Annotated in this window: 20 protein-coding genes and 2 rRNA genes; 20 read left to right on the top strand and 2 right to left on the bottom strand. The window is 58.9% G+C overall.

The window, feature by feature from the left end; genetic code table 11:
* The 7 genes from VE009_RS05450 to VE009_RS05425 all read left to right on the top strand — a co-directional run.
* Positions 1–205, top strand: a 23S ribosomal RNA gene (locus tag VE009_RS05450); the annotation flags it as partial.
* 63 nt (positions 206–268) lie between these two features.
* Positions 269–385, top strand: a 5S ribosomal RNA gene (gene rrf / locus VE009_RS05445).
* 245 nt (positions 386–630) lie between these two features.
* A complete protein-coding gene (locus VE009_RS27200; protein ID WP_414694782.1) occupies positions 631–720 on the top strand; it encodes a hypothetical protein in 90 nt (29 codons plus the stop codon).
* Positions 721–811: 91 nt separating this feature from the next.
* A complete protein-coding gene (locus tag VE009_RS05440; protein ID WP_325006385.1) occupies positions 812–1,033 on the top strand; it encodes a hypothetical protein in 222 nt (73 codons plus the stop codon).
* 84 nt (positions 1,034–1,117) lie between these two features.
* Positions 1,118–1,654: a glutathione peroxidase gene (locus tag VE009_RS05435; RefSeq protein WP_325006384.1), complete on the top strand. Its 537-nt coding sequence runs from the start codon at positions 1,118–1,120 to the stop codon at positions 1,652–1,654.
* Between the two features lie 180 nt (positions 1,655–1,834).
* A complete protein-coding gene (locus tag VE009_RS05430; protein WP_325006383.1) occupies positions 1,835–2,323 on the top strand; it encodes a pyridoxamine 5'-phosphate oxidase family protein in 489 nt (162 codons plus the stop codon).
* Positions 2,324–2,553: 230 nt separating this feature from the next.
* Positions 2,554–3,819: an FAD-binding protein gene (locus VE009_RS05425; protein ID WP_325006382.1), complete on the top strand. Its 1,266-nt coding sequence runs from the start codon at positions 2,554–2,556 to the stop codon at positions 3,817–3,819.
* Positions 3,820–3,986: 167 nt separating this feature from the next.
* On the opposite strand, the gene VE009_RS05420 is transcribed toward VE009_RS05425, so the two are convergent.
* Complete coding sequence (locus tag VE009_RS05420) at positions 3,987–4,649, bottom strand: hemerythrin domain-containing protein (protein ID WP_325006381.1); 663 nt, start codon at positions 4,647–4,649, stop codon at positions 3,987–3,989.
* 156 nt (positions 4,650–4,805) lie between these two features.
* The gene (locus VE009_RS05415; RefSeq protein WP_325006380.1) at positions 4,806–5,420 is read right to left on the bottom strand and encodes a PH domain-containing protein; all 615 of its coding nucleotides are present in this window, start codon (positions 5,418–5,420) and stop codon (positions 4,806–4,808) included.
* Between the two features lie 213 nt (positions 5,421–5,633).
* Here VE009_RS05415 and VE009_RS05410 point away from each other — a divergent pair, with 213 nt between their 5' ends.
* The 13 genes from VE009_RS05410 (at position 5,634) to VE009_RS05350 (ending at position 21,941) form a co-directional block, all read left to right on the top strand.
* Positions 5,634–6,179 carry a SiaB family protein kinase gene (locus VE009_RS05410; protein ID WP_325006379.1) on the top strand — a complete coding sequence of 182 codons (546 nt, stop codon included), beginning with the start codon at positions 5,634–5,636 and terminating at the stop codon, positions 6,177–6,179.
* A 10-nt stretch (positions 6,180–6,189) separates the two neighbouring features.
* Positions 6,190–6,582, top strand: a complete 393-nt coding sequence (locus VE009_RS05405) for a DUF1987 domain-containing protein (protein ID WP_325006378.1) — start codon at positions 6,190–6,192, stop codon at positions 6,580–6,582.
* Positions 6,579–8,444, top strand: a complete 1,866-nt coding sequence (locus tag VE009_RS05400; protein ID WP_325006377.1) for a SpoIIE family protein phosphatase — start codon at positions 6,579–6,581, stop codon at positions 8,442–8,444. Before VE009_RS05405 ends, VE009_RS05400 begins: the two co-directional genes overlap by 4 nt.
* A gap of 35 nt (positions 8,445–8,479) precedes the next feature.
* Positions 8,480–10,105 (top strand): diguanylate cyclase domain-containing protein, encoded by a 1,626-nt coding sequence (locus VE009_RS05395; protein WP_325006376.1) that lies wholly within the window; start codon positions 8,480–8,482, stop codon positions 10,103–10,105.
* Positions 10,106–10,191: 86 nt separating this feature from the next.
* Complete coding sequence (locus VE009_RS05390; RefSeq protein ID WP_325006375.1) at positions 10,192–10,755, top strand: CBO0543 family protein; 564 nt, start codon at positions 10,192–10,194, stop codon at positions 10,753–10,755.
* Between the two features lie 156 nt (positions 10,756–10,911).
* Complete coding sequence (locus VE009_RS05385; protein ID WP_325006374.1) at positions 10,912–11,043, top strand: hypothetical protein; 132 nt, start codon at positions 10,912–10,914, stop codon at positions 11,041–11,043.
* Positions 11,044–11,198: 155 nt separating this feature from the next.
* On the top strand, positions 11,199–14,495 hold the full coding sequence (locus tag VE009_RS05380) for a choice-of-anchor I family protein (protein ID WP_325006373.1): 3,297 nt from the start codon (positions 11,199–11,201) through the stop codon (positions 14,493–14,495).
* A 168-nt stretch (positions 14,496–14,663) separates the two neighbouring features.
* Positions 14,664–15,272: an SRPBCC domain-containing protein gene (locus VE009_RS05375; RefSeq protein ID WP_325006372.1), complete on the top strand. Its 609-nt coding sequence runs from the start codon at positions 14,664–14,666 to the stop codon at positions 15,270–15,272.
* 111 nt (positions 15,273–15,383) lie between these two features.
* Positions 15,384–16,403, top strand: a complete 1,020-nt coding sequence (locus VE009_RS05370; RefSeq protein ID WP_325006371.1) for a LacI family DNA-binding transcriptional regulator — start codon at positions 15,384–15,386, stop codon at positions 16,401–16,403.
* 231 nt (positions 16,404–16,634) lie between these two features.
* A complete protein-coding gene (locus VE009_RS05365) occupies positions 16,635–17,996 on the top strand; it encodes an ABC transporter substrate-binding protein (protein ID WP_325006370.1) in 1,362 nt (453 codons plus the stop codon).
* Positions 17,997–18,060: 64 nt separating this feature from the next.
* Entirely contained in the window at positions 18,061–18,936 is an 876-nt protein-coding gene (locus tag VE009_RS05360) for a sugar ABC transporter permease (protein ID WP_325006369.1), read from the top strand.
* Positions 18,937–18,952: 16 nt separating this feature from the next.
* Complete coding sequence (locus VE009_RS05355; RefSeq protein WP_325006368.1) at positions 18,953–19,789, top strand: carbohydrate ABC transporter permease; 837 nt, start codon at positions 18,953–18,955, stop codon at positions 19,787–19,789.
* Between the two features lie 28 nt (positions 19,790–19,817).
* Positions 19,818–21,941, top strand: coding sequence for an amylo-alpha-1,6-glucosidase (locus VE009_RS05350; protein WP_325006367.1), 2,124 nt, complete (start codon positions 19,818–19,820; stop codon positions 21,939–21,941).
* Positions 21,942–22,115: the final 174 nt, after the last annotated feature.

Below are 22,115 nucleotides of genomic sequence, written 5' to 3'. Positions count from 1 at the left end.
GTGTACCAGTTGTTCCGCCAGGAGCATCGCTGGGTAGCCAAGTACGGAAGGGATAAGCGCTGAAAGCATCTAAGCGTGAAGCCCCCCTCAAGATGAGATTTCCCTGCTTGAAGACCCCATGTAGACGACGTGGTTGATAGGTTCGAGGTGGAAGCGCAGCAATGCGTGGAGCTGACGAATACTAATCGGTCGAGGGCTTTTCCTAATAAAAACATTGGAATGTTACGATTCGCATCCAGTTTTCAGGGAGCAATCTCTGAACTACAGGTTTGGTGATGATGGCGGAAGGGAACCACGCGTACCCATCCCGAACACGAACGTTAAGCCTTCCAGCGCCGATGGTACTTGGACCGCAGGGTCCTGGGAGAGTAGGACGTTGCCAAACCTATAAAATCTATCCCCCTCTTCGGGGGATTTTTTTTTGTCCGGGGGTTTAGCGCAGAATGGACCGTTTTCGCAAAGGTGTTAGCGGACTAAAATGGATCGGCTTATGGAAAAGCGAACCAGCTTCATTATCGCATCGGCTGTCGACGATCCGGAAACCGGATCTCATTCTAAGCATGAACGAAGGCGACATCGTCGAACAAGGTACGCAAGCCGCTCCTCGACCTCGCCAAGACGGTCTCTCGGGTGAGGTGGCGAATCGATCCGGACCGCATCGCGGTCATCGGTTTCTCCGCCGGCGGGCACTTGGCCGCAAGCCTCGGAGTGTTGGCATGAGTCGTTCTTGTCGGAGGCCTTAGGTGTAGAGAACGATCAGTTCAAACCGAATGCTTTGATTTTGGGAAATGCAGTGCTAGACTATACCTTAATGAAGGAAGAAACGGCGAAGGAAACGGACGCAGGGAAGAAGGGGCTGTGGAACATGGCGAAAGGCACGCCCGAACCTTCCGACGAACGGTTCGCCGCACGAAGTACGTCGCTTCACGTGTCGTCGGCCACACCGCCGACGTTCCTGTGGCTGCTGCGGCGCTCGCCAGAAATAAGATCCCGTACGAGCTTCACCTATTCGAAAGCGGCGTACACGGCTTAACTCTGTGCGGAGTGCGCGGCGTGGTTCGATTTGGCGTTACGTTGATTGAGCAAACGGACGGTACGATTATAGGAGGTTATTGCAATGTCTGTTTACAATTTTCAAGCAGCTCTTCCGGAAGGCGGAGAGAAGGAACTTAAAGATTACCAAGGGAAAGTGCTCCTCATCGTCAACACCGCAAGCAAATGCGGCCTGACGCCGCAATACGAAGGGATTCAACGTTTGCACGAAACGTATGAGAAAGACGGATTTTCGGTTCTTGCCTTTCCTTGCAACCAATTCGGAGGACAGGAGCCGGGATCCGACGAAGAAATCCAAAGCTTTTGCGCCATGAATTACAACGTCAGCTTCCCCGTTTTTAAGAAAATCGATGTGAACGGCGACAACGCGCATCCTTTGTTCCAGTATTTGCGAAACGAAGCGCCCGAGGACACAGGGTTGGATAAAGAGGGGGGATTGTATAAACATTTGCGGGAGAGAGCGCCTGAGCTGTTGGAGGGCTCCAACATTCGCTGGAATTTTACGAAGTTTCTTATCGACCGTGAAGGCAATGTAGTGAAACGTTATGCGCCGACGACGACTCCCGATATGATCGAAGCGGATCTTAAGGCGTTATTGTAGACAAAGCAAATATACAATCAAGCAACAACGGCATCCGGGTTCGCGGATTGTCGTTGTTTTTTTCGTTAGAGGCGTTTACGCCGGCGCGATGGATAGGGGGGCATTTGAAGGAAAAGGTATTGCAAAGCGGACCGAGTGCCATACTTAGATGAAACATTGATCGAAAAGGTGGTTCGAATCATGACGGCTCCAGCTGAAAAACAAGAGGCCTTAGAAATTATATGGAAATTAATCCGAGGAATCGACACGGCGATGCTCACGACAGTTTCGGAAGAAGGACTCACGTCGCGTCCCATGAAAACACAGGATGTCGAGTTCGACGGGGACCTGTGGTTTCTGACAAAAAAAGATACGGACAAGTTCCATGAGCTGCTGCATCATCGGCAAGTCAACGTGACGTATGCCGGTAAGTCATACGTCGCCATACGCGGCGAAGCCGAGCTCGTGAACAGTCCCGAGAAGGTGAAATCCATCTGGAACCCGGCTTACGAACAATTCTTGAATACCACCTATGACGATCCAAACCTTGTCCTCATCAAGGTCAAAGCGGAGACGGCCGAGTACTGGGATTCCGGCGACAAGTTCAAAATGGCGAAGTTCATGCTCCGAAGACTGTTAGGACAACATACCGAAGGAACGGACATTCATCGAACCGTGGTATTGAAATAGGCGACCAACAACTAGTTGCAAAAATATGGAACATTGATAAAGCCTAACCATCGATAGCGATGGTTAGGCTTTTTTTCGTATTATTGATCCAATAATCGCCTACATTTCGTTGGACAGAAAAAATGAAGGGGAATAGAATACAAGAAGAGCCTAGGACCGGATCCCGAGAATGTGACGAAGGCGGAAGTTCAGAAATAGGCAAGGAAAATGCTTGAGGCGGGTGTGAAGCTATGGAACGGATTCGAAACTGGGCAGGCAATTATACTTACGGAACAACCGATCTGCATGTACCGGAGAGCATGGAGCAGGTACAAAAACTCATCGTTGACAGCAGTCGCATCAAGGTCCTCGGTACGCGTCATTCCTTCAATGGGATTGCCGATTCTAACGATCGGCTGCTTTCGCTCGAAAAATTGAACCGCGTTATCGAATTGGACCGGAAGCAAAGCCGTGTGACTGTTGAGGCCGGCATCCGTTGCGGCGATCTTGCCGCGTATTTGCATGCGAACGGTTATGCACTGCACAATCTAGCTTCGCTGCCTCATATCACGGTGGTTGGTGCCTGCGCAACGGCGACGCATGGGTCCGGAGACCGGAACGCGAATCTCGCTGCGGCTGTACATGCATTAGAAATCGTGAAAGCGAACGGCGAGATCGTCGTCATTTCGCGTGATGACGGGACCGGACGGATAGATGGTGCAGCCGTCGGGCTCGGAGCGCTCGGGGTCGTCACCAAACTGACGTTAGATATAATCCCGGACTTTCAGGTAAGCCAGCACGTTTACGAAAATTTACCTCTGGCCAGTCTGGAAGATCATTTCGACGAAATTTTCTCGAGCGGATACAGCGTCAGCCTGTTTACGCAGTGGAAGGACTCTCGTTTTCATCAAGTGTGGCAAAAGCGAAAACATGAAAATGACGCCCTTCCAACGGCGGAGTCTGATTTTTATGGCGCGAAGCCGTCGTCTGTGCGTCTCCATCCGTTACCGAATATGCCGGCGGACAACTGCAGCGAGCAGCTCGGAATACCGGGACCGTCGCATGAGCGGCTGCCGCACTTCCGCATGGCGTTCACGCCAAGCGCGGGTGAGGAACTGCAGAGCGAGTATTTCGTTGCGCGAGAGGATGCTTATGCCGCCCTGCGCGCGCTTGACCGGATCAGCGAGAGCATTTCGCCCCATTTGTATGTGTCGGAAGTCCGCACGATCGCACAGGACCGTCTGTGGTTGAGCCCTTGCTACATGCGGGAGTCCGTGGGCATTCATTTTACATGGAAGCCTAATTGGGAAGCGGTTCGGCACGTCCTGCCGCTTATCGAGCGCCAGTTGGCTCCTTTCGGAGCACGCCCGCATTGGGGAAAGCTGTTTACTATGTCTCCCAGCCAAGTTCAAGCGTTGTACGAGAAGCTGCCAGACTTCCGCAGTATGATGTTGTCGTTCGATCCGGACGGCAAATTCCGGAATACGTTTCTGAATGATTTTATTGTCAACGGTTAATGTCCTTTGCCGTTGACGGCGTTACGATCGGGAAACTATCCGTTACTACGGAAACAGGCAAGCGAGTCGCAACAATAGGGACGATTCCGCCTTCTAGCGTTGCATCGGCATAAAGCCGCATCATCTTCTTGATGCCCCCCGGCTGTCCGGGGGGGCTTGTTCATCGATCAGCGCCCGACCATGACGCGCTCCTGCAGCTTCTTCCATTCGTCGGCGGGAAGCAGCGATTCGTACAGGGCGCAGATGCCCTGGAAGACCGGCTCCGGCACGGACGATTTGGCGCCGGAGAGCATCATCGTCTGCTCCTGGATCGAAGCGGCCGGGATCATATATTTTTGAAAATTGCTTTGGATGTGTGCCGGGATGCCGCTGCGGAGCTTCATGCTCGTTGCCAGCAGCGCCGCGTCGTCGTACGATGCCCACAGACGGGGCATGGCGATCGCTTCCTCGTGATACAAGTGAAGATAATAATCGCCGACGAAACGGTTGAACTCGTCAACGAAAGACAGCCACGCCTCCGCGTCGAACGAACGCTCCAGCTCGGCGGCGGATCGCTCCAGCGCGGAGAGCTGCTCCTCCGATCGCCGGTGCTGCTCCTCCAGCGCCCGGCTCACCTCCGGCGCGCATCGCTCGATCAGCGGGTCGATGTGCGTATCCTCGTCCTTCGCGTGCTGGTGCAGCATGGCCGCGACGTCTTTGAATTCCGCGAAAAACGCGCCGCGCCGCTCCTCATCGTCGACGTCCATTTTGCCTGCCGTCCATACAAGGGTGTTCAGCGCATTTCGCAGCCCTTTGTGGACGGTAGCGAATAAGTGAAATCTTTTCGTCATGGCTTTTCGTTCCTCCTACCCGAAGTACCTTTATCTTAGAAAAGAGGGGGACGTTTCGGTATCGGTAGGATTACGTATTTTCGTCGAAAAAACGTCCCGCTTCGCGAAAGCGCGAAACGGGACGTTTAGTGCCGGCGGAAGAGGCCGCGGGGCGAATTACTGATTAATATATTTCTCGAACACGAAGCCGAAATCTTTGATCTTCAGCTCCGAGTGCTTCGTCTTCAGCCATTGGTACGCGGACTCGTTGATGGCGTTGAACTGCTCCACGGGGGAAGAACCCTGCGACCCGATGCGTCCCAACGATTCCTTCGCGATCTGCACGCTTAGCTGCGCGTAGTCGAACAGCGTATCGTTGGAGGAGACGATCTCCGAAATGCGCATCAGCGCTTTGTACAAGTCCTTCACGGCTTCGAGCTGCCGCTTGTCGACGTCGATCGAGAACGCCGTGCTGCCGATCGTGAATTTGATTTCCACGTCGAGATCGACCGTGCCCGCCGTTTCCAAATATACGCCCGTAATTTCGTGGTTCGCGTAATTGTACCGCTTCAGCATCCGTTTCTTGCTGACGGCGCTGTCGCCGTCCAAATGAATCAGCGCCAAATTGGTAAAGCAATATTCGTCCTTTTTGGATTTGATAATAAAGTAAATTTTCTCTCCGTCTTCGTGCATGACGTAATCGTCGGAATCGACTTTATCGAAATCCTTCGGCGCGATCACTTTCCCGACGTCGCTGAGGCCCAGCGCATCCGCGGCAATTTTTCCGAACAACCGGATCACCCTTTCCACAAATAGTATATTTTACTACTCCGAGGTCATCTCGATGCAAAGACAATGATCGCATATGTTCGGCCGTGCGTCCATAGGGCGTTGTTGACATCATTCGTCACCCGCCGCAAAACAGAGGGCAGGAACATGGCAAATCATGTCGAATTTATTAGAAAAGAATTAAACTTTTTTTGAGTTAGGGGATTGAAGCGCCGAATGATGAACGAACTGCTTGAGGTCCAGCAAATGCTGCGCTCGCGCGGCATTTTGATTTGTTTCTCCGGCAAGCTGACTCAAACGTTGATCGTGGAATACGGGGAAGCGGTCAAAACGTACTTGGAGGCGGAAGATCGGCCGAAGAACGAAATCTTCAACATTTTCTCGTTGTTTATCGAACAGACGCAAAACATTAAAAATTATTACGCCATGAAAATGGCGAGCCCGCATTACGAAACGCTGCTGCAGTCCAGCATCGTGACGATCGGCAAGACGGAGAGCGGCAGTTACGTTTGTTCCGGCAACTTGATCGAAAACGAGGACGCCGCCGCGCTGAAGGCGGCGCTGGACGAGTTGGTCCGTCTGGACAAAACAGAGCTGAAAGCACTGTACAAAGCGAAGCTGAGAGCGGAACCCGATCCGGGAGCGACCGGAGCGGGCCTCGGCATGATCGATATGGCGAGGAAGGCGTCCGCGCCGCTCGAATATTCGATCGTGGGCCATAACGAACGACTTTCCTTCTTCACGCTGAAGGCCATCGTATAGGGGTGTACATATGAAAACATTACAAGTAGAACCGACCAAAAGCACGCCTGAGGTCCGATTCGATCCCGACGCGGGCGTGCTGTCGATTACGGGTCAGTCGTATCCGGAGAACGCCTTTAAATTTTACGAACCTCTCCTTTCCTGGCTGGACGAATATTTGGAACAAGTAACTTCCGAAACGACCGTCTCGATCGAGCTGCATTTGCCGTACATCAACACCAGCAGCACGAAGTGCTTCATGATGATGCTGGAGAAGCTGAACGACGCGTTCCTGGCCGGAAAGCAAGTCAAGGTGCTGTGGTTTTACAACGAGGATAACGAAACAGAGCTCGAGTGCGCCGAAGAATTCAAGGAGGACCTCAGCCTGCCGTTCGACATCGTGCCGAAAGGCGACCCAGCGTGACGCGGGAGGAAGACGCCGGCGCCGCCGCCCGGCCGGGGGGGACGTTCGACGCGGGCTGGGATTCCGGCGTCAAACGGGTCGTCATGCTGGCGAGCGGGTTGATCGTGCTGTCGATCGTGCTGATCGGATCGTTCGTGTACGCGTTCACCGAGCGGGAAGCCGTGAACAAGCTGAAAACCCGCGATCTGCATACGCTGGCGAGCTCGATCTCCGCCAAAGCGGACGGCAAGCTCGGGCGCGCGATGGAGACGTCGCTGGCGCTGGCGAGCGATCCGGCGGTATTGGCATGGCTGGCGAGCGGGGAGCGGGACGAGCGGCTCGGCCGCATGGTTCATGAACGGACCGCGTATGTGCACAAGGAGCTGGGGTACAGCACCACGTTCATCGTGAACGTCGAGAACGGCCACTATTGGAACCAAGAAGGCCGGCTGCTCGAAACGGTCGACAGGAACGACCCCGACGACACGTGGTTTTTCGAAACGGTGAAAGCCGGGGAGAAGGCAGCATTCGATTTCGACTACAATAAACAGCTCGGCGATACGTACGCGTTCGTGAACGTACTGGCCGGCGACGACGTTCATCGTCCGCTCGGCATCGTCGGCGTCGCCATGAAGCTCGACGAGCTGTCCGCTGAGTTCGCCTCCTACAAGGACGGGCAAGGGATCAACTTATGGCTGGTCGACGGCGCGGGCGACATTTATTTGTCGGACGACGCCGAGCATAACGGCAAGAACATCCGCGACGTTCTGCCGAACGAAGCTTACCGGGACGTCACCGAGCATTATGGCGGCGAGCCGTACGTAACGGATTACGAAGCGCAAGGGCGCGGACGGGTCGACCTCATTCGGTATCCGCTGCAGACGACGGAGCTGCAGCTGCTCGTCGAGGTGGAGCGGAGCGAGACGATCGGTTTTTTGCGAACGATTCGCTGGAACGCGATGTTCGCCGCGGCGGCGACGCTGCTGGCGGTCGTATTCGTGTTTTTCTACGTGTCGCGCAAGCTCGCCAACCCGTACAAACGCGCGGTGGAGCTGAATCGAAGGCTGGAAGCCCAAGTCGAAGCCCGGACGAAGGAGCTGTCGGAGCGCAATCAAGAAATGCTCGACAGCATCAGCTATGCGCTGTTGCTGCAGCAGTCGGTGCTGCCGAAGGAAAGCGAGCTGAACGTCACGCTGCCGGAGCCGTTCGTCATTTGGCGGCCGCGGGACGTCGTCGGCGGGGACTTCTATTGGGTGCGGCGGCAGGGCGAGCGGACGCTCGTCGCCGTGGGCGACTGCACCGGGCACGGCGTGCCGGGCGCGTTCATGGCGATGCTCGCGGTGTCGACGCTGGACCGGATCGTCGACGCGGACGAGGACGGCGCGCAAACCCCGGCGGACATTCTGGAGCGGCTCCACAAGCTGATGAAAGAGACGCTGCGCCAAGGCGACGAGGAAGGACTGATCGATGACGGCGCGGCGATCGGATTATGCGCCGTCGGCCCCGCGAACGATGTCACGTTCGCGGGAGCGTCCTGCCTGCTGTACCGGCAGGACGAAGGCGGGATCGCGTCCTGGAAGGGCGACCGCAAAGGCGTCGGCTACCGCCGAACGCCGGCGGATTACCGGTACACGAACCACGAGATCCCGGGCGGGGACGCGCGGATTTATATGTCGACGGACGGCTTTTTCGACCAGAACGGCGGGGAGCGGAACTATTCGTTCGGCAAGAAGCGATATGAGCGATTGCTGTCGGACATTCGCGGGCTGCCCCCGGCGCAGCAGCGTGCCGAGATGATCGGAGCCCTCGAAACGTATATGCAAGGGGAGCGGCAGCGCGACGACATCACGGTGCTGTCGTTCCGCATCGGCGCCGCGGGGTAACGGATCCGCCCGCGTCCAAGACGGAGGAGAGACGAATGAAGAAGCACGGGGATATCGAGGAGCTCTACCAGCATGAAACCGACGTGCTGACCCGGAGCCGCATCGACCCGAGACGGCCGGACCTGACCGGCGACGAGCTGGCCGCTCGTTACGAGGAGCTGCTGGCCGAATACGAGAAGCTTTACAAGCTGACGAAAAAAATATCCGCGATCAGCGACGCGCAGGGCGTCATGCTGAAACGGCGGGAGAACGATATCAAAAGCTTGCTGGACCACGCGAAGCAAGGCTTCCTGACGTTCGGCAAAAGTCTTCGCGTCAACAGGCAGTTCAGCCAAGAGTGCATCCGCATTTTCGGACGGAGCCCTGCGGGCGTCGATGTGACCGAGCTGCTGCTCGGCGATCGGGACAACGAGCGGAAAGCGCTGCGCAAGCGGCTCGCGGCGGCGTTCGCGCCGCGCGCCGCGGCGGCGAAGCTCGAGAAGACGATCGCCTCGCTGCCGGCCAATGCGGACATCGGCGACAAGAGCGTCGTGCTTGAATTTCAGCCGATCAAGGACGAAACGACGAACGAGCGGCTGCTGCTGCTCGTCGTCACCGACGTATCCGAACGGAAGGCGTCGGAGGAGCGCATTCGGTATTTGAGCTCGCGTGATACGCTCACGTCGCTGTACAACCGAAGCGTCCTTGAGCCGATGATGGAGCAGCCGCTCGCGCCGGAGCAGCTCCCGGCGAGCTTGATGGTCGTCGATTTGAACGGCCTGAAGCTGGCGAACGACGTGTTCGGCCATCGCGCGGGCGACCGCCTGCTCGTCCGGAGCGCGGAGCTGCTGCGGGCGACGTTCGGCGGCGACGCCGTGATCGGGCGGTGGGGCGGCGACGAGTTCGTCGCCCTGCTGCCGCGCACGAGCGCCGCGGCGTGCGCCGAGCTGGCGTCGCGCCTGAAAGCGGCCTGCGACGCGGCGGAAGCGGAGCCCGTCCGGCTCAGCATGGCGATCGGCGGGGCGACGCTGGAGCGCGCCGGCGAGTCGTGGTCGGGCGCGTTCGCGGTCGCCGAGAAGCAGATGTATAAGAACAAACTGCTGGAGAGCAAACGCGTGCGCATCGACATGATGCGAAGCGTGACGGACGCGCTGCTCGCGAAAAGGGTGCAGCGCAAGGATCATTTGGACCGGCTGCACGATCTGGTGGTTCGGTTCGCGGCGGAGCTCGGCTTCGTCCACGGCTCGCCGGATATGGACCTGCTGCAATCCCTTGTCCGGCTGCACGACGTCGGCTATTTGGCGCTGCCGGCCGACGTGCTGCTGAAGGAGGGCCCGCTGAACGAAGAGGAATGGGAAATCGTCAAAAGCCACAGCGAAATCGGGTACCGCATGGCTTCCTCGATCGGCGAGTGGGCGCTTGCGGAAGCGATACTCGGGCTGCACGAGCGGTGGGACGGCGGAGGTTATCCGTACGGCTTGGCCGAGGAGCAGATTCCGTACTTCTCCCGGCTGGTCGCCATCGCGGACGCGTTCGACGTCATGACGAGCGAGCAGGCGTACAAAGGGAAGAGGTCGACGGAGGAAGCGCTGAACGAGATTTTGGCGGAGGCCGGACGCCAGTTCGATCCGCGGCTCGCCGCGGCTTGGGCGGCCTGGATTCGGCGGGCCGGGGCCGTCTGAACGCCCCGCCGGCGCGCCGCGCGGCGGAATAGCGCGAGGCCCGTATGGCAACGATATCCTTATCCGTTCATCGATGAGGTGTCGACGTGGACAAACGCGAAAAAATAGAGCAAACCGGGGAAATATACGACGCATTCCAAGAAGTGCACGAGCGGTTCTTCGATCTTTGGTACCACCATACGTTCCTGGAATGGGACTGGTGGATCTCCCTTTTCCTCGGTGTAGCGTCGTGGGTACTGTGGTTTTGGGTGCGGCCGAAGGCCAGCACGCAGAGGCTGCTGTATGCCGGAACGTTCATGATGCTAATCTCTTTGTTCCTCGACTATATCGGCGTGTCGGTCGGGCTCTGGTACTATTCCGGCAAGCTGACGCCGACGATGCCCGCCTATTTGCCCTTCAATTTCGCCGCCCTTCCGGTCGTCACGATGCTGCTGCTGCAGTGGAAGCCGCGGATGTCGAAGCATTGGAAGGGGCTGATCTTCGGGCTGTTCAACGGCTTCGTCGGGGAGCCGCTGTTCGTCTGGGCCGGCTTTTACGTCATGACGGGGTGGCAGTATTACTACTCCGTCCCGATCTATTACTTATTGTTCTTGATTGCGCACGCCATCGCGCACGCGAGAACGTACGAGCCGCTGCCGACGCAGCGGTGAGCGACGGAAGGGGACGCAGCCGCGTCCCCTTTTTCGCTGCGCCCGTTTCCGCCTCTGTCCCCGCAATCGGCGCCGGCCCATGCTCCTCGCGGGAGACGATCATATAATGCATCGTCGGGAGATTCGAACGCTCGGCGAGGGGAGGGCGATGCGAGGATGGCGTCGGTCAAAGGAATCGCTCGCGCGACGCCGTACGACGCGGAAGGCGCGGCATGGCTCGTGCTGCTTCTGCTGCTGATCGTGCTGGCGTTCGCGTTCGGGCCGTACGGAGGATTTTGGTATTTCTGAAAAAGCTTCGTCCGCCGCGAAGAGCGGGGGCGAAGTTTTTCTATTGGCGGGCGATTTTTACAATTCCTCAATACGATGAAAATATGAACTTAACAAACTTCCTCTACAATGAGTGGGACGAGTAGGAAATTGGTACCACTGAGGAGGAGCCCCGAGTGAAGAGGAAGGTCAAACGGACTTTGATTTCGATGTTGGCCGCGGCCGCGATCGGTTCGACCGTCGTGCCGGCGGCGAGCGCAGCGGAAAGCGCGCCGCTCGATTACGGCGCGTCGGACGAGCTGTCGATGCGGCTGATCGCCCGCTATTCGAGCGGCGCGGAGTTCGCGGAAGGCGGCACGGAGATCGTCGCGTACGACCCGCGGCGCCAACGCATGTATTCCGTCAACGGCGCGGATAAGGCGCTGGATATGATCGATTTGGCCCCGCTGAGCGGCGAAGGCGAAGGCGTGCGCGCGCTGCCGCGCGCGAAGCGCATCGCGCTGGACGAGCTTCATGCGGGACTGACGAACATCGACGATATCACGAGCGTGGCCAAGAGCCCGACGGCCGACGTCATCGCCGTGTCGGTGACGGCGGACCCGAAGACGGATCCCGGCTACGTCGTGTTCCTGAACGGGGACGGGGAGTACATTCACCACGTCCAAGTCGGCGCCCTGCCGGATATGGTGACGTTCACGCCGGACGGCGCGAAGGCGCTGACGGCGAACGAGGGCGAGCCGAACGACGACTACACGATCAATCCGGAAGGCAGCGTCTCGATCATCGACCTGTCCGCGGGCGTCGCGAACGCGCAGGCGACGACGCTTGGCTTCGCGGGCGTTCCGATCGAAGGCGACGTGCGCAAGTCGAACCCGGAGCATACGCTTGAGCAAAACATGGAGCCGGAGTACATCGTCGTCGCCCCGGACAGCCGTACGGCGTACGTCGCGCTGCAGGAGAGCAACGCGATTGCGACGCTCGACGTCGAAGGGAAGAAATTCGCTTCGGTGACCGGCCTCGGCTATAAGGATTGGTCCGCCGGGGACAACAAACTGGACGCCTCGGATAAGGACGATAAGATCGACATTCGGAATTGGCCGGTGCTCGGCATGTACATGCCGGACGGAATGTCGCTCGTTCGGATCGGCGGCAAGGACTACCTCATTACGCCGAACGAAGGCGATTCCGCCGATTACGACGGCTACTCCGAAGAAGAGCGCGTCGCGGACCTCGCGGACGACTACGCGCTGAGCGCCGACTTGTACGAGGGATACTCGCAAGCGCAGCTGGACGAGCTCGTGAAGAACGGGCTGTTCGGCGAGGACCAGCTCGGGCGGCTCAAAACGACGACGTCCGCGCCGAAGAACGAAGACGGCAAGTACGAGGCGATTTACGGCTTCGGCGGCCGCTCGTTCTCGATTTGGGACGCCTCCGACATGAGCCTCGTGTACGACAGCGCCGGCGAGTTCGAGCGAATTGCGCAGGAAGCGGCGCCTGAATTTTTCAACAGCGACAACGAAGAAAACAATCTCGATAACCGCAGCGACGACAAAGGCGCGGAGCCGGAAGCGGCGGCGACCGGCATCGTCGGCGGCGTGCCGTATGCGTTCATCGGACTGGAGCGGCTCGGCGGCATCATGGTATACGACCTGTCGAATCCGTCGCAGCCGGAATTCGTGAAGTATTATAACAGCCGGAATTTCGCGTCGGAGACGCCGGGCGGCGACGTCGCGCCGGAGGGCTTGACGTTCGTGCCGGCCGTCGACAGCCCGACGGGGAACGCGCTGCTGCTCGCGGCGCACGAAGTGAGCGGCACGATCGCGGTGTACGAGCTCGAGCCGAAGAACACGACGATTCAGCTCGTGCACGTGAACGACATCCACTCCCGCGTCTTCGAAGGCTCCAGTGCGGGCATGGGCTACGCGAAGCTGGCGACGCTCGTGAAGCAGCTCAGCGCGGCGAACCCGAATACGCTGCTGCTGGATGCGGGCGACACGTTCCACGGCCAAACGTTCTCGACGCTCGTTCGCGGCGAGAGCATCGTGCAAATCATGAACGAGATGGGCTTCGACGCGTTGACGGCGGGCAACCATGACTTCAACTACGGCACGGAGCGGCTGCTCGAGCTCGCCGGCATGGCCGACTTCCCGGTTCTCGGCGCCAACGTCGACAAGGCGGGAGCGGACGTGCTCGAAGGGAATACGATCATTGAGATCGACGGCGTGCGCATCGGTATTTTCGGTTTGTCGACGCCGGAGACGGCTTACAAAACGCACCCGAAAAACGTAGAAGGCATTACGTTCGGCGATCCGGTCGCCGAAGCGCGGAAGCAGGTCGATGCGCTGAAAGATCAAACGGACGTCATTATCGCATTGAATCATCTCGGCATGGACGAAGCGAGCGCGGATACGACCGACAAGGTGGCCGAGCAGGTGGACGGCATCGACGTCATCATCGACGGGCACAGCCATCAAGTGATGCAGGAGACGATTAAGGACACGCTCGTGGTGCAAACCGGGGAATATTTGAAAAACGCCGGCGTCGTCACGCTGACGTTCGAGAACGGCGAACTGACGGACAAGACGTCGAAGCTGATTTCGGCGGAAGAGATGGCGAACGCCGCGCCGGACGCGCAGGTGACGAGCCTCATCGAGTCGATCCAAGCGTCTCAGGACGATGTGCTGGGCGAAGTCGTCGGCCGTACGGCGGTCAAGCTCGACGGCGAGCGCGAAATTGTGCGCGCCGGAGAGTCGAACCTCGGCAATCTGATTACGGACGCGATGCGGTCGGTGACCGGCGCGGACATCGCGCTGACGAACGGCGGCGGCATTCGCGCCTCGATCGACGCGGGCGACATTACGAAGGGCGAGGTCATTACGGTGCTGCCGTTCGGCAACTACATCGTTACGCTCAACGCCACCGGCGCGGAAATCGTCGCCGCGCTGCAGCACGGCGCGGGCGACTATCCGGAGCCGAAAGGCGCGTTCCCGCACGTGAGCGGCCTAAGCTACACGATCGACGCATCGAAGCCGAAGGGCCAGAAGGTAACCTCCGTTACGGTGAACGGCGCGCCGATTGATCCGAACCGGACGTACGTCCTTGCGACGAACGACTTCATCGCCGCCGGCGGCGACGAGTACGCGATGTTCGCGGACAACGCCGTGACCGGGCATTATCCGGCGCTCGACGAAGCGGTGGTCGAACATCTTAAAGCGCAAGGCGCTGCGGCGGCGAAGACGGAAGGCCGCATCGTCGGCAGCGCGGGCGGAGCGGCGGCAAGCGGCGCAGCTTCGAACGCCGGAGCGCCCGCGGCGTCCGGCGGGCATGTCGAGTACGTCGTCAAGAAGGGCGACACGCTCTATGCGATCGGCCGTACATACGGCGTCTCGTGGTCCGCGATCGCGCAGTTGAATAAGCTGAGCAATCCGAATTTGATTTTCCCGAACCAAAAGCTGATCATCCCGTCTCCATAACATAGAGGCTCCCGGAGCCCAAGCGAAAGAGTTCCGCTCGTCCGAGCGGGGCTCTTTTTCGCTTGCTGCCGCACCTTCGAATGTACTTCGGGCCGCGGCGGTTACTGAATTCGAAGGAAGTTTTTACTATAATAGGGTTGGAGTAATAAAGTCATAACGGAGGTTGCCATGGTAAGCGCCGCGTTCAAACGGGATATCGAACGAGAAACGGGATGGGCTTGGGAGCAATGGGTCGAATGGCTCGATCGGACGGCGGACCCTCAGTGGTCGCACGACGGATTGAAAAGCCACATTCTCGATGCGCGGCCGGTTGCGGAGGCGTGGGCGGAATGGGCGGCGCTGTTGTACGGGCAGAAGCTCGGCCGTATCCCCGTCGGCGTCACGAAGGACGCCGGCGTCCAAATCGGCGTGCGGCGGACGGCTTCGGCCGATCGGGCCGCCTTATGGGACGCGCTCCTGTCGCCCGAGGGGCTGGCGCTGTGGATCGGAAGCGTGCCGGAAATTCGGCTGGAGCGCGGCTTCGCGTTCGCGTCGCCCGAAGGCGTCGCCTGCCGCTTGACGGTCGTCGAACCGCCGACGAAGCTGCGGCTGACGTGGAAGCGTCCGGACTGGGACACGCCGTCGCGGCTGCAGTGGTACCTCTCGCCGGCCGCCGCCGGCCGGACGACGGTTGCCGTCCATCAAGAAATGCTGGAGGACGTCTATCTTCGGGAGGCGATGAGGCGGCATTGGGAAGGCGTGCTGCAGGAGCTGTTTCGCCTTGCGGCCGCGGCCTGAAGCATGCGGCGACGAAAATCTAAAACGTTTTCGGTAAACCGCTTGCAATCATTCGCAGGGAGATATATAATCAAAAATGTCCAAAACGTTTTGGAAGCGGGAGAGGCGATCATGACCAACATAAAAGACTTGGCAAAGGCGGCAGGCGTCTCGATTACGACCGTCTCCCGGGCGTTGAACGGGTATTCCGACGTCAGCGAAAAAACGCGAAACCGCATTAAGAAGCTGGCGGAGGAGATGTCTTACCGGCCGAACGCGCAGGCGCAGAGCCTCGTGCTGAAACGCACGAACACGATCGGCGTCATTTTATCGGAGATCAAACGGTCGAATGCGAAGGACGCGTTCGCGTTCGAAGTGCTCTGCGGCATCAACGACCGCGCGAGCGAGCTGAACTACGATATTTTGCTGTTCAGCACGAATCCGAACAAACAGATGAAGAAATCGTACTCCGATTTATGCCGGGAGCGCGCCGTGGACGGCGCCATCCTGCAAGGGCTGAAGATGAACGACCCGTATTTGAAGGAAGTCGTCGATCAACCGCATTTCCCTTGCGTGCTGATCGATATTCCGGTCGCCGGCGATCGCGTCGGCCACGTCACCACCGACAACGTGTACGGCGCTAGAGACGCGGTTCGACACCTGGTCGAGCTCGGCCATCGCCGCATCGCGATGATCAACGGCTACAGCGAAGCGGCGGTCAGCCACGAACGGCTGTCAGGCTACATGCTGGGGCTGCAGGAGGCCGGCATCGTCTACGAGCCGGATTTGGTGGCGGACGGCCGGTTTTCCGAGGAGGGCGGCGCGGAAGCGACGAGGGCGATGCTCGAACGTCATCCCGACGTTACCGCCGTGTTCTGCGCCAGCGACCTGATGGCGCTCGGGGCGCTGAAAGCGGCGGAACTCATGGGCCGCACCGTGCCGGGCGATCTATCCGTCGTCGGATACGACGATATTTCCATAGCCTCTTACTGCTCGCCGTCGCTGACGACGATCCGCCAGGAGCGCTACGATCTTGGGTATCAAGCAGCGCAGTTAATCATCGACATGCTGGAGGGCCGGGAAGTGAAGCACAAAGTCGTGCTGAACAGCAGCCTGATCGTCCGCGGCAGCACCGCCGCTGCAAGAGCGTAATCTTGCGGCGGCCGGAAACGTCGAGCGCGGGACGCTTCGCCCCTCGTTGCAATCGCTTTCAAAATTTTATCCGGCGGCGCGCATCCGACCTATTTTTTTAAGCAGAAACCAAAACGTTTTGGTCGTCCGCGCTTCGCTTTTTGCGAAATTCCATACATGGTTTAAGGCTTCCTTAAGGGAAACTTTAAATATAAAGCAATACAAACGATATCATACGGGGAGGCAGTTCAGATGAAAAAGAGATTCAAAGCGATTGGAGCGCTTAGCATGTCTTTGGCGCTCGTGTTGACGGCGTGCGGCGGCGGCAACAACGGCGCGGCGAACGGGGAAGGAAACGCGGACGGCCAAACGGGAGCGGAAACGCCGAAGCAAGAAGTGGTGCTGAACATCCCGCATTATAAAGCAGGGCAGAACGTCGGCGGGAAGTTTTTCCTGCCGCAGGTAGAGCGTTTCAACGCGAAATACGACGGCCAGTACGAAATCCGCATCGAAGAAGTGCCGAACGACGCCTACAAGGAGAAAATCAAGCTGCTGTGGCAGCAAAACAAGCTTCCGGCGCTGATCGAAGGCGGCGACACGCAGTTCATTGAAGAGCTGATCAAGCGCGATCAAATTTACGATTTGAAGCCTTGGCTCGACTCGAAGCCGGAGCTCAGCAAGCAATTGATCGAAGACTCCGTCGCCTATAACACGCGGGACGGCAAAATTTACACGATGCCGCTGTCCGTCATTCGCCCGATCGGCTTGTTCTACAACAAAGAAATGTTCGAGAAAGCGGGTATCACGAAGCCGATCGCGCAGATGACGTTCGCGGAATTCGAAGAAGCGCTGAAGCAGCTTCAGGCAGCGGGCTTCACGCCGCTCTCCCTCATGACGGGCGAGAACGCGTGGACGACGATGCTGCTCGCGTCCGCGTTCATGGCGGCCGAGCCGGGCGGCGCCGACGTGCTGAAGAGCGACCGCGCGGACAAAATCACGAATTACAACGATCCGCTCTGGATCAAAGCGTTCGCGGAAACGCAGAAGTGGCTGCAAAACTACACGACGGGCAACGCGATCGGCGCCGCATACGCCGACGCCGCGAACAACTTCCTGAACGAGCGCGCCGCGATCATCGCCAACGGCACATGGATGGTCGGCGACTTCTCGGATACGACGAAAGCGCCGGAAGGTTTCGAGAAGAAGGTCGGCGCGTCCCTGTACCCGGGCGGCGTAGGCCTCGCGACGACGGCGGAATTCTCCTGGTGGATTCCGAAAGGGTTGAAGGAAGAAGAAACGCAAGCGGCGCTCGCGTTCCTCGAGTTCATCAATTCGCCGGAAGAGCTGGAAGCGTACATGATCGCCGAAGGCGGCCAAGCGCCGAACCTGACGACGTCCGCGGACTTCGAGTCGAAGCTGAACCCGATTCTCGCGGGAATGAATCAATCGGTATCCAGCGACCTGAAGATCATCGCGCAATCGTTCGGCAACGCATGGCCGGACGCGATCGCAAGCACCGAATTCGCGCAAAATTTGCCGCTTCTCGCGAACGGCACGCTCACGCCGGAGAAATTCGCGGAAACGTTGACGCAAAAGGCAAGCAAATTCAAATAATTCGCAGAACGCCTTCCGCCCTTCGCGGCGGAAGGCTCTGCTTTTCGCAAAGAGGTGACAGGAGATGAAGGAAAAGGGAACGAAATGGTGGCTCGCGCTGTTCTTGTTGCCTACCGTCCTTGTACTCGCGTTTTTCTACGTCGTACCGATCGCGACCGTGTTCGTGACGGGCTTTACGGATTGGGACGGCTTCGGCGCGCCCGTATTCAACGGCATCGAAAACTACGTGATGTTGATCACTTACGATAATACGTTCGTCATCGCGATGAGAAACCTGCTGCTCTGGTCGCTGATCGCCGCCACGGTGCACGTCGGGTTCGGCACGCTGGTCGCGTTCGTGCTGTACAAAGGCCATTTCGGCTGGCGGTTCGTCCGGGCGGTGTTTATGATCCCGATGGTCATTTCGGCCGCCGCGTGGGCGATGATTTACAAGATCATCTTCAACGACGACATCGGCGTCATCAACAACTTGGTGCGCGCGATCGGCTTCGCCGATTTCCACGTGAAATGGTTCTTCGAAATGCCGGCGGCGTTCTTCGCAGTCGCGTTCACGTGGATGTTTTATGCCGTGTACGTCACGCTGATCGTGTATAACGACCTCATGGCGATCCCGAAGGAAGTGCACGAAGCGGCGCTGCTCGACGGCGCGAATTCGTGGCAGGTCACGCGGTACATCAACCTGCCGCTCGTCAAGAACGCGATCGGCACGGGCATCATCCTGTCCGTCACGGCGCGGATCGCGGGCTTCGAGGAAGTGGCGCTCACGTCCGGCGGCGGACCGGGCAACGAGACATACAACATCACGCTCATGCTGTACGAGGGCATCGTCAATTACGAGTACGGCTACGCCAACGCGGCCGCGACCGTCATGATCGTGCTCGGCATGGGAGTCATGCTGCTCGTCAACCGGATGATGAAATTGAACGAGAAATCGTACTAGGAGGGGGCATACGGACATGAATACCAGAACGACGCGATGGACGGGGCTCCTGTTCTCCTATGCGGTCATGCTGTTTACGGTCGTCGTTTCTCTGTTCCCGATTCTTTGGGTCGTGCTGTCTTCGTTTAAGACGAATAAAGCGATTTTGGGCGACCCGTTCGCGCTGCCGACGTCCTTTAGCTTCGGGGCGTACGTGGATGTCTTCACGCAGTACAATTTCTTGGTGTATTTCCAAAACTCGCTGCTGATCGCGACCGTCTCGACGGCGATCGCGGTGTTCATCTACGCGCTGGCGGCCTACGCGTTCGCGAAGTTCGACTTTTTCGGCAAAAGCTTCTTGTTCATTCTCTGTACGATCACGCTGCTCGTCCCGGGCTACGCTCGGGCGCAGCCGATTTTCACGATCATCATGAAACTGAATCTGTACGATACGAAGGCCGGCCTCATTCTCGTGTACGCTTCGTTCGGCATGGCGCTCGCGCTGTTCATTCTGCGCGTGACGTTCCTGTCGATTCCGAAGGATCTCGACGAGGCGGCGCGCATCGACGGCGCAGGCTTCTGGCGGATTTTCTGGAGCGTCAACCTGCCGCTGGCGAAATCCGGTTTGGCGACGGCCGGCATTCTGATGTTCCTGAACAACTGGAACGAATATTTCTACGCGCTGGTGCTCACGTCGAGCCAACACAACCGGACGCTGCCGGTCGCGTTGGCGTTCTTCAACGAGGCGTTCTCGTATAACTACACCTATATGTTCGCGGCGCTCACGATGATCGTCCTGCCGGGCATTCTCATTTACTTGTTCGTTCAGGAGCAGGTGCAGCAGAGCGTCGCTTCGAGCGGGGTCAAGGGATAATCAATACGGCGAAAAACGAGGGGACATCATGGATTACAGAGTCATTAAGGAAAACGATTTGTTTTTGCTGACCGATTTGGCCGGCAACATCGACGAACGCAATTACGGGCACGGCCTGTATACGAAGGATACTCGGTTCCTGAGCCGGTTCGAGCTGAAAATCAACGGCTATCCGCTCAACATGCTGTCGTCCGAGGCGGATCAAAACTATGTGTCGACGATCGTGCTGACGAATCCGAAGACGGAAGACGCGAACGGAGAGATGACGCTCTGGCCGGAATCGATCGAAATCGAGCGGACGCGGTTTATTTATCAGGACGTCTTGTACGAAACGGTGAAAGCGACGAACTTCAACCCGCAGCGGGAATCGTTCGAGCTGTCGCTGCTGTTCGACGCCGATTTCCGCGACATGTTCATCGTGCGCGGTTTTCAGAACGGCGAAGTCGGCGAGAAGACGGGCGTTGCGATGATCGACGGCGGCTTCCAAATCGGCTACGCCGGCAAAGACGACGTGAAGCGCAAGCTGCTCGTGCGTTGGGCCGAAGAGCCGAGCGGAATCAAGGCGGGCGACGCGGGCGTGGAAGCGACGTACCGTCTCGAGCTCGAAGCGGGGGCATCGCAGATCATCGAGTTCGCGATCGTGCCGGTCACCGGCGACGAAGAGCCGAACCTCGTGCCGCGGGAGACGGCGATCGAGCGGCTTGAAGCTTCCTACGCGGAATGGGAGCGCGACTCGACGGCCGTCGAGAGCGACCTGCCGCTGTTCGATAAGCTGTACCACCGCGGGCTGCAGGACATTCGCGTTCTGCTGACGGATCTCGGCTACGGGCGATTCCCGGTCGCGGGCTTGCCGTGGTTCGCCGTGCCGTTCGGCCGCGACAGCTTGATCGCCGCGCTGCAGATGCTGCCGATCCATCCGGACATCGCGCGGGGGACGATTTTGACGATGGCGCGCTTCCAAGGGGAGAAGGTCGACGGCTGGCGCGACGAGCAGCCGGGCAAAATTATGCACGAGCTGCGCAGCGGAGAGCTCGCGAACACGAACCAAATCCCGTTCAACCCGTATTACGGGAGTATCGACGCGACGCCGCTGTTCCTCGTCCTGATCGGCGAATACGTGAAGTGGACCGGCGATTCCGCGCTGCTGCGCGACATGCTGCCGCACATTCGCCGGGCGCTCCAGTGGATCGACGAGTACGGCGACCGCGACGGCAGCGGCTTCGTGGCGTATTTCCAGGAATCGTCCAAGGGCATCGCGAACCAAGGCTGGAAAGATTCCGGCAACTCGGTCGTGCACCGCAGCGGCGAGTACGCCAAGGCGCCGATCGCGCTTGTCGAGGTGCAGGGCTACGTGTACCAAGCGAAGCGGACTCTCGCGGAGCTGCTCGGCGCGCTTCGGGACGCCTCCGGCGCCGACGACTGGGCAGCTTGGGCGGAACGGCTCGACGCCGAGGCCGAAACGCTGCGCGAGCGGTTCGAAGCGAAATTCTGGATGGAGGACGATGCGTTCTACGCGATCGCGCTCGACGAAGCCGGCAGGCAGGTGGAATCGGTGACGTCGAATCCGGGCCACGCGCTCATGTCCGGCATGATGAAGCCGGAGCGGGCGGCGGCGGTCGCGCGCAAGCTCGTGTCGCCGGCGCTGTTCAGCGGCTACGGCATCCGGACGATGGCCGAAGGCGAAACGGGATACAACCCGATGAGCTACCATAACGGCAGCATTTGGCCGCACGACAACTCGATGTGCCTGCTCGGCCTCAGCGCGCAAGGGTTCCGCGACGAGGCGAGGACGGTCATGGAAGGGCTGCTCGCGGCGAGCGCCTTCTTTGAGAATTACCGATTGCCGGAGCTGTTCTGCGGCTACTCCGCGGAGCGCGGCAAGCCGGTGCGCTATCCGGTCGCATGCTCGCCGCAGGCGTGGGCGGCCGCGACGCCGCTCACGTTCGTGCAGGCGATGCTCGGTCTCGCGCTCGACGCGGCACGCCGCCGCGTGACGTTGGCGCCGACGCTGCCGGACGGCATGACGACGCTGCGCGTGCGCCGCATGCGGCTCGGCGACGGCCGTCTGGACGTCACCGTGACGCGCGGCGCCGACGGCGCCTATGCGGTGAAGGTCGACGCGAACACGACCGGCTGGGTCGTCGAAGCGTAACTCCATCGAAAAGCGCCCCTCCCGGGTTGAAGTGCACCCCTTAGAATGGACATTGGAGAAAACCCCTGGTTTATCCGATGAATTCTAAGGGGTGTTTTTTATGGCGAAGAAAGGACAATCGTTCAAATCCTATTCACATGAGGTAAAGGTGGAGGCTATTCGATTGCATTTGGA

The organism is Paenibacillus sp. (assembly GCF_035645195.1).
Classification (GTDB): domain Bacteria; phylum Bacillota; class Bacilli; order Paenibacillales; family YIM-B00363; genus Paenibacillus_AE.
The sequence above is the reverse complement of the archived record's forward strand: the minus strand, read 5'-3'. Positions and strand labels throughout refer to the sequence as shown.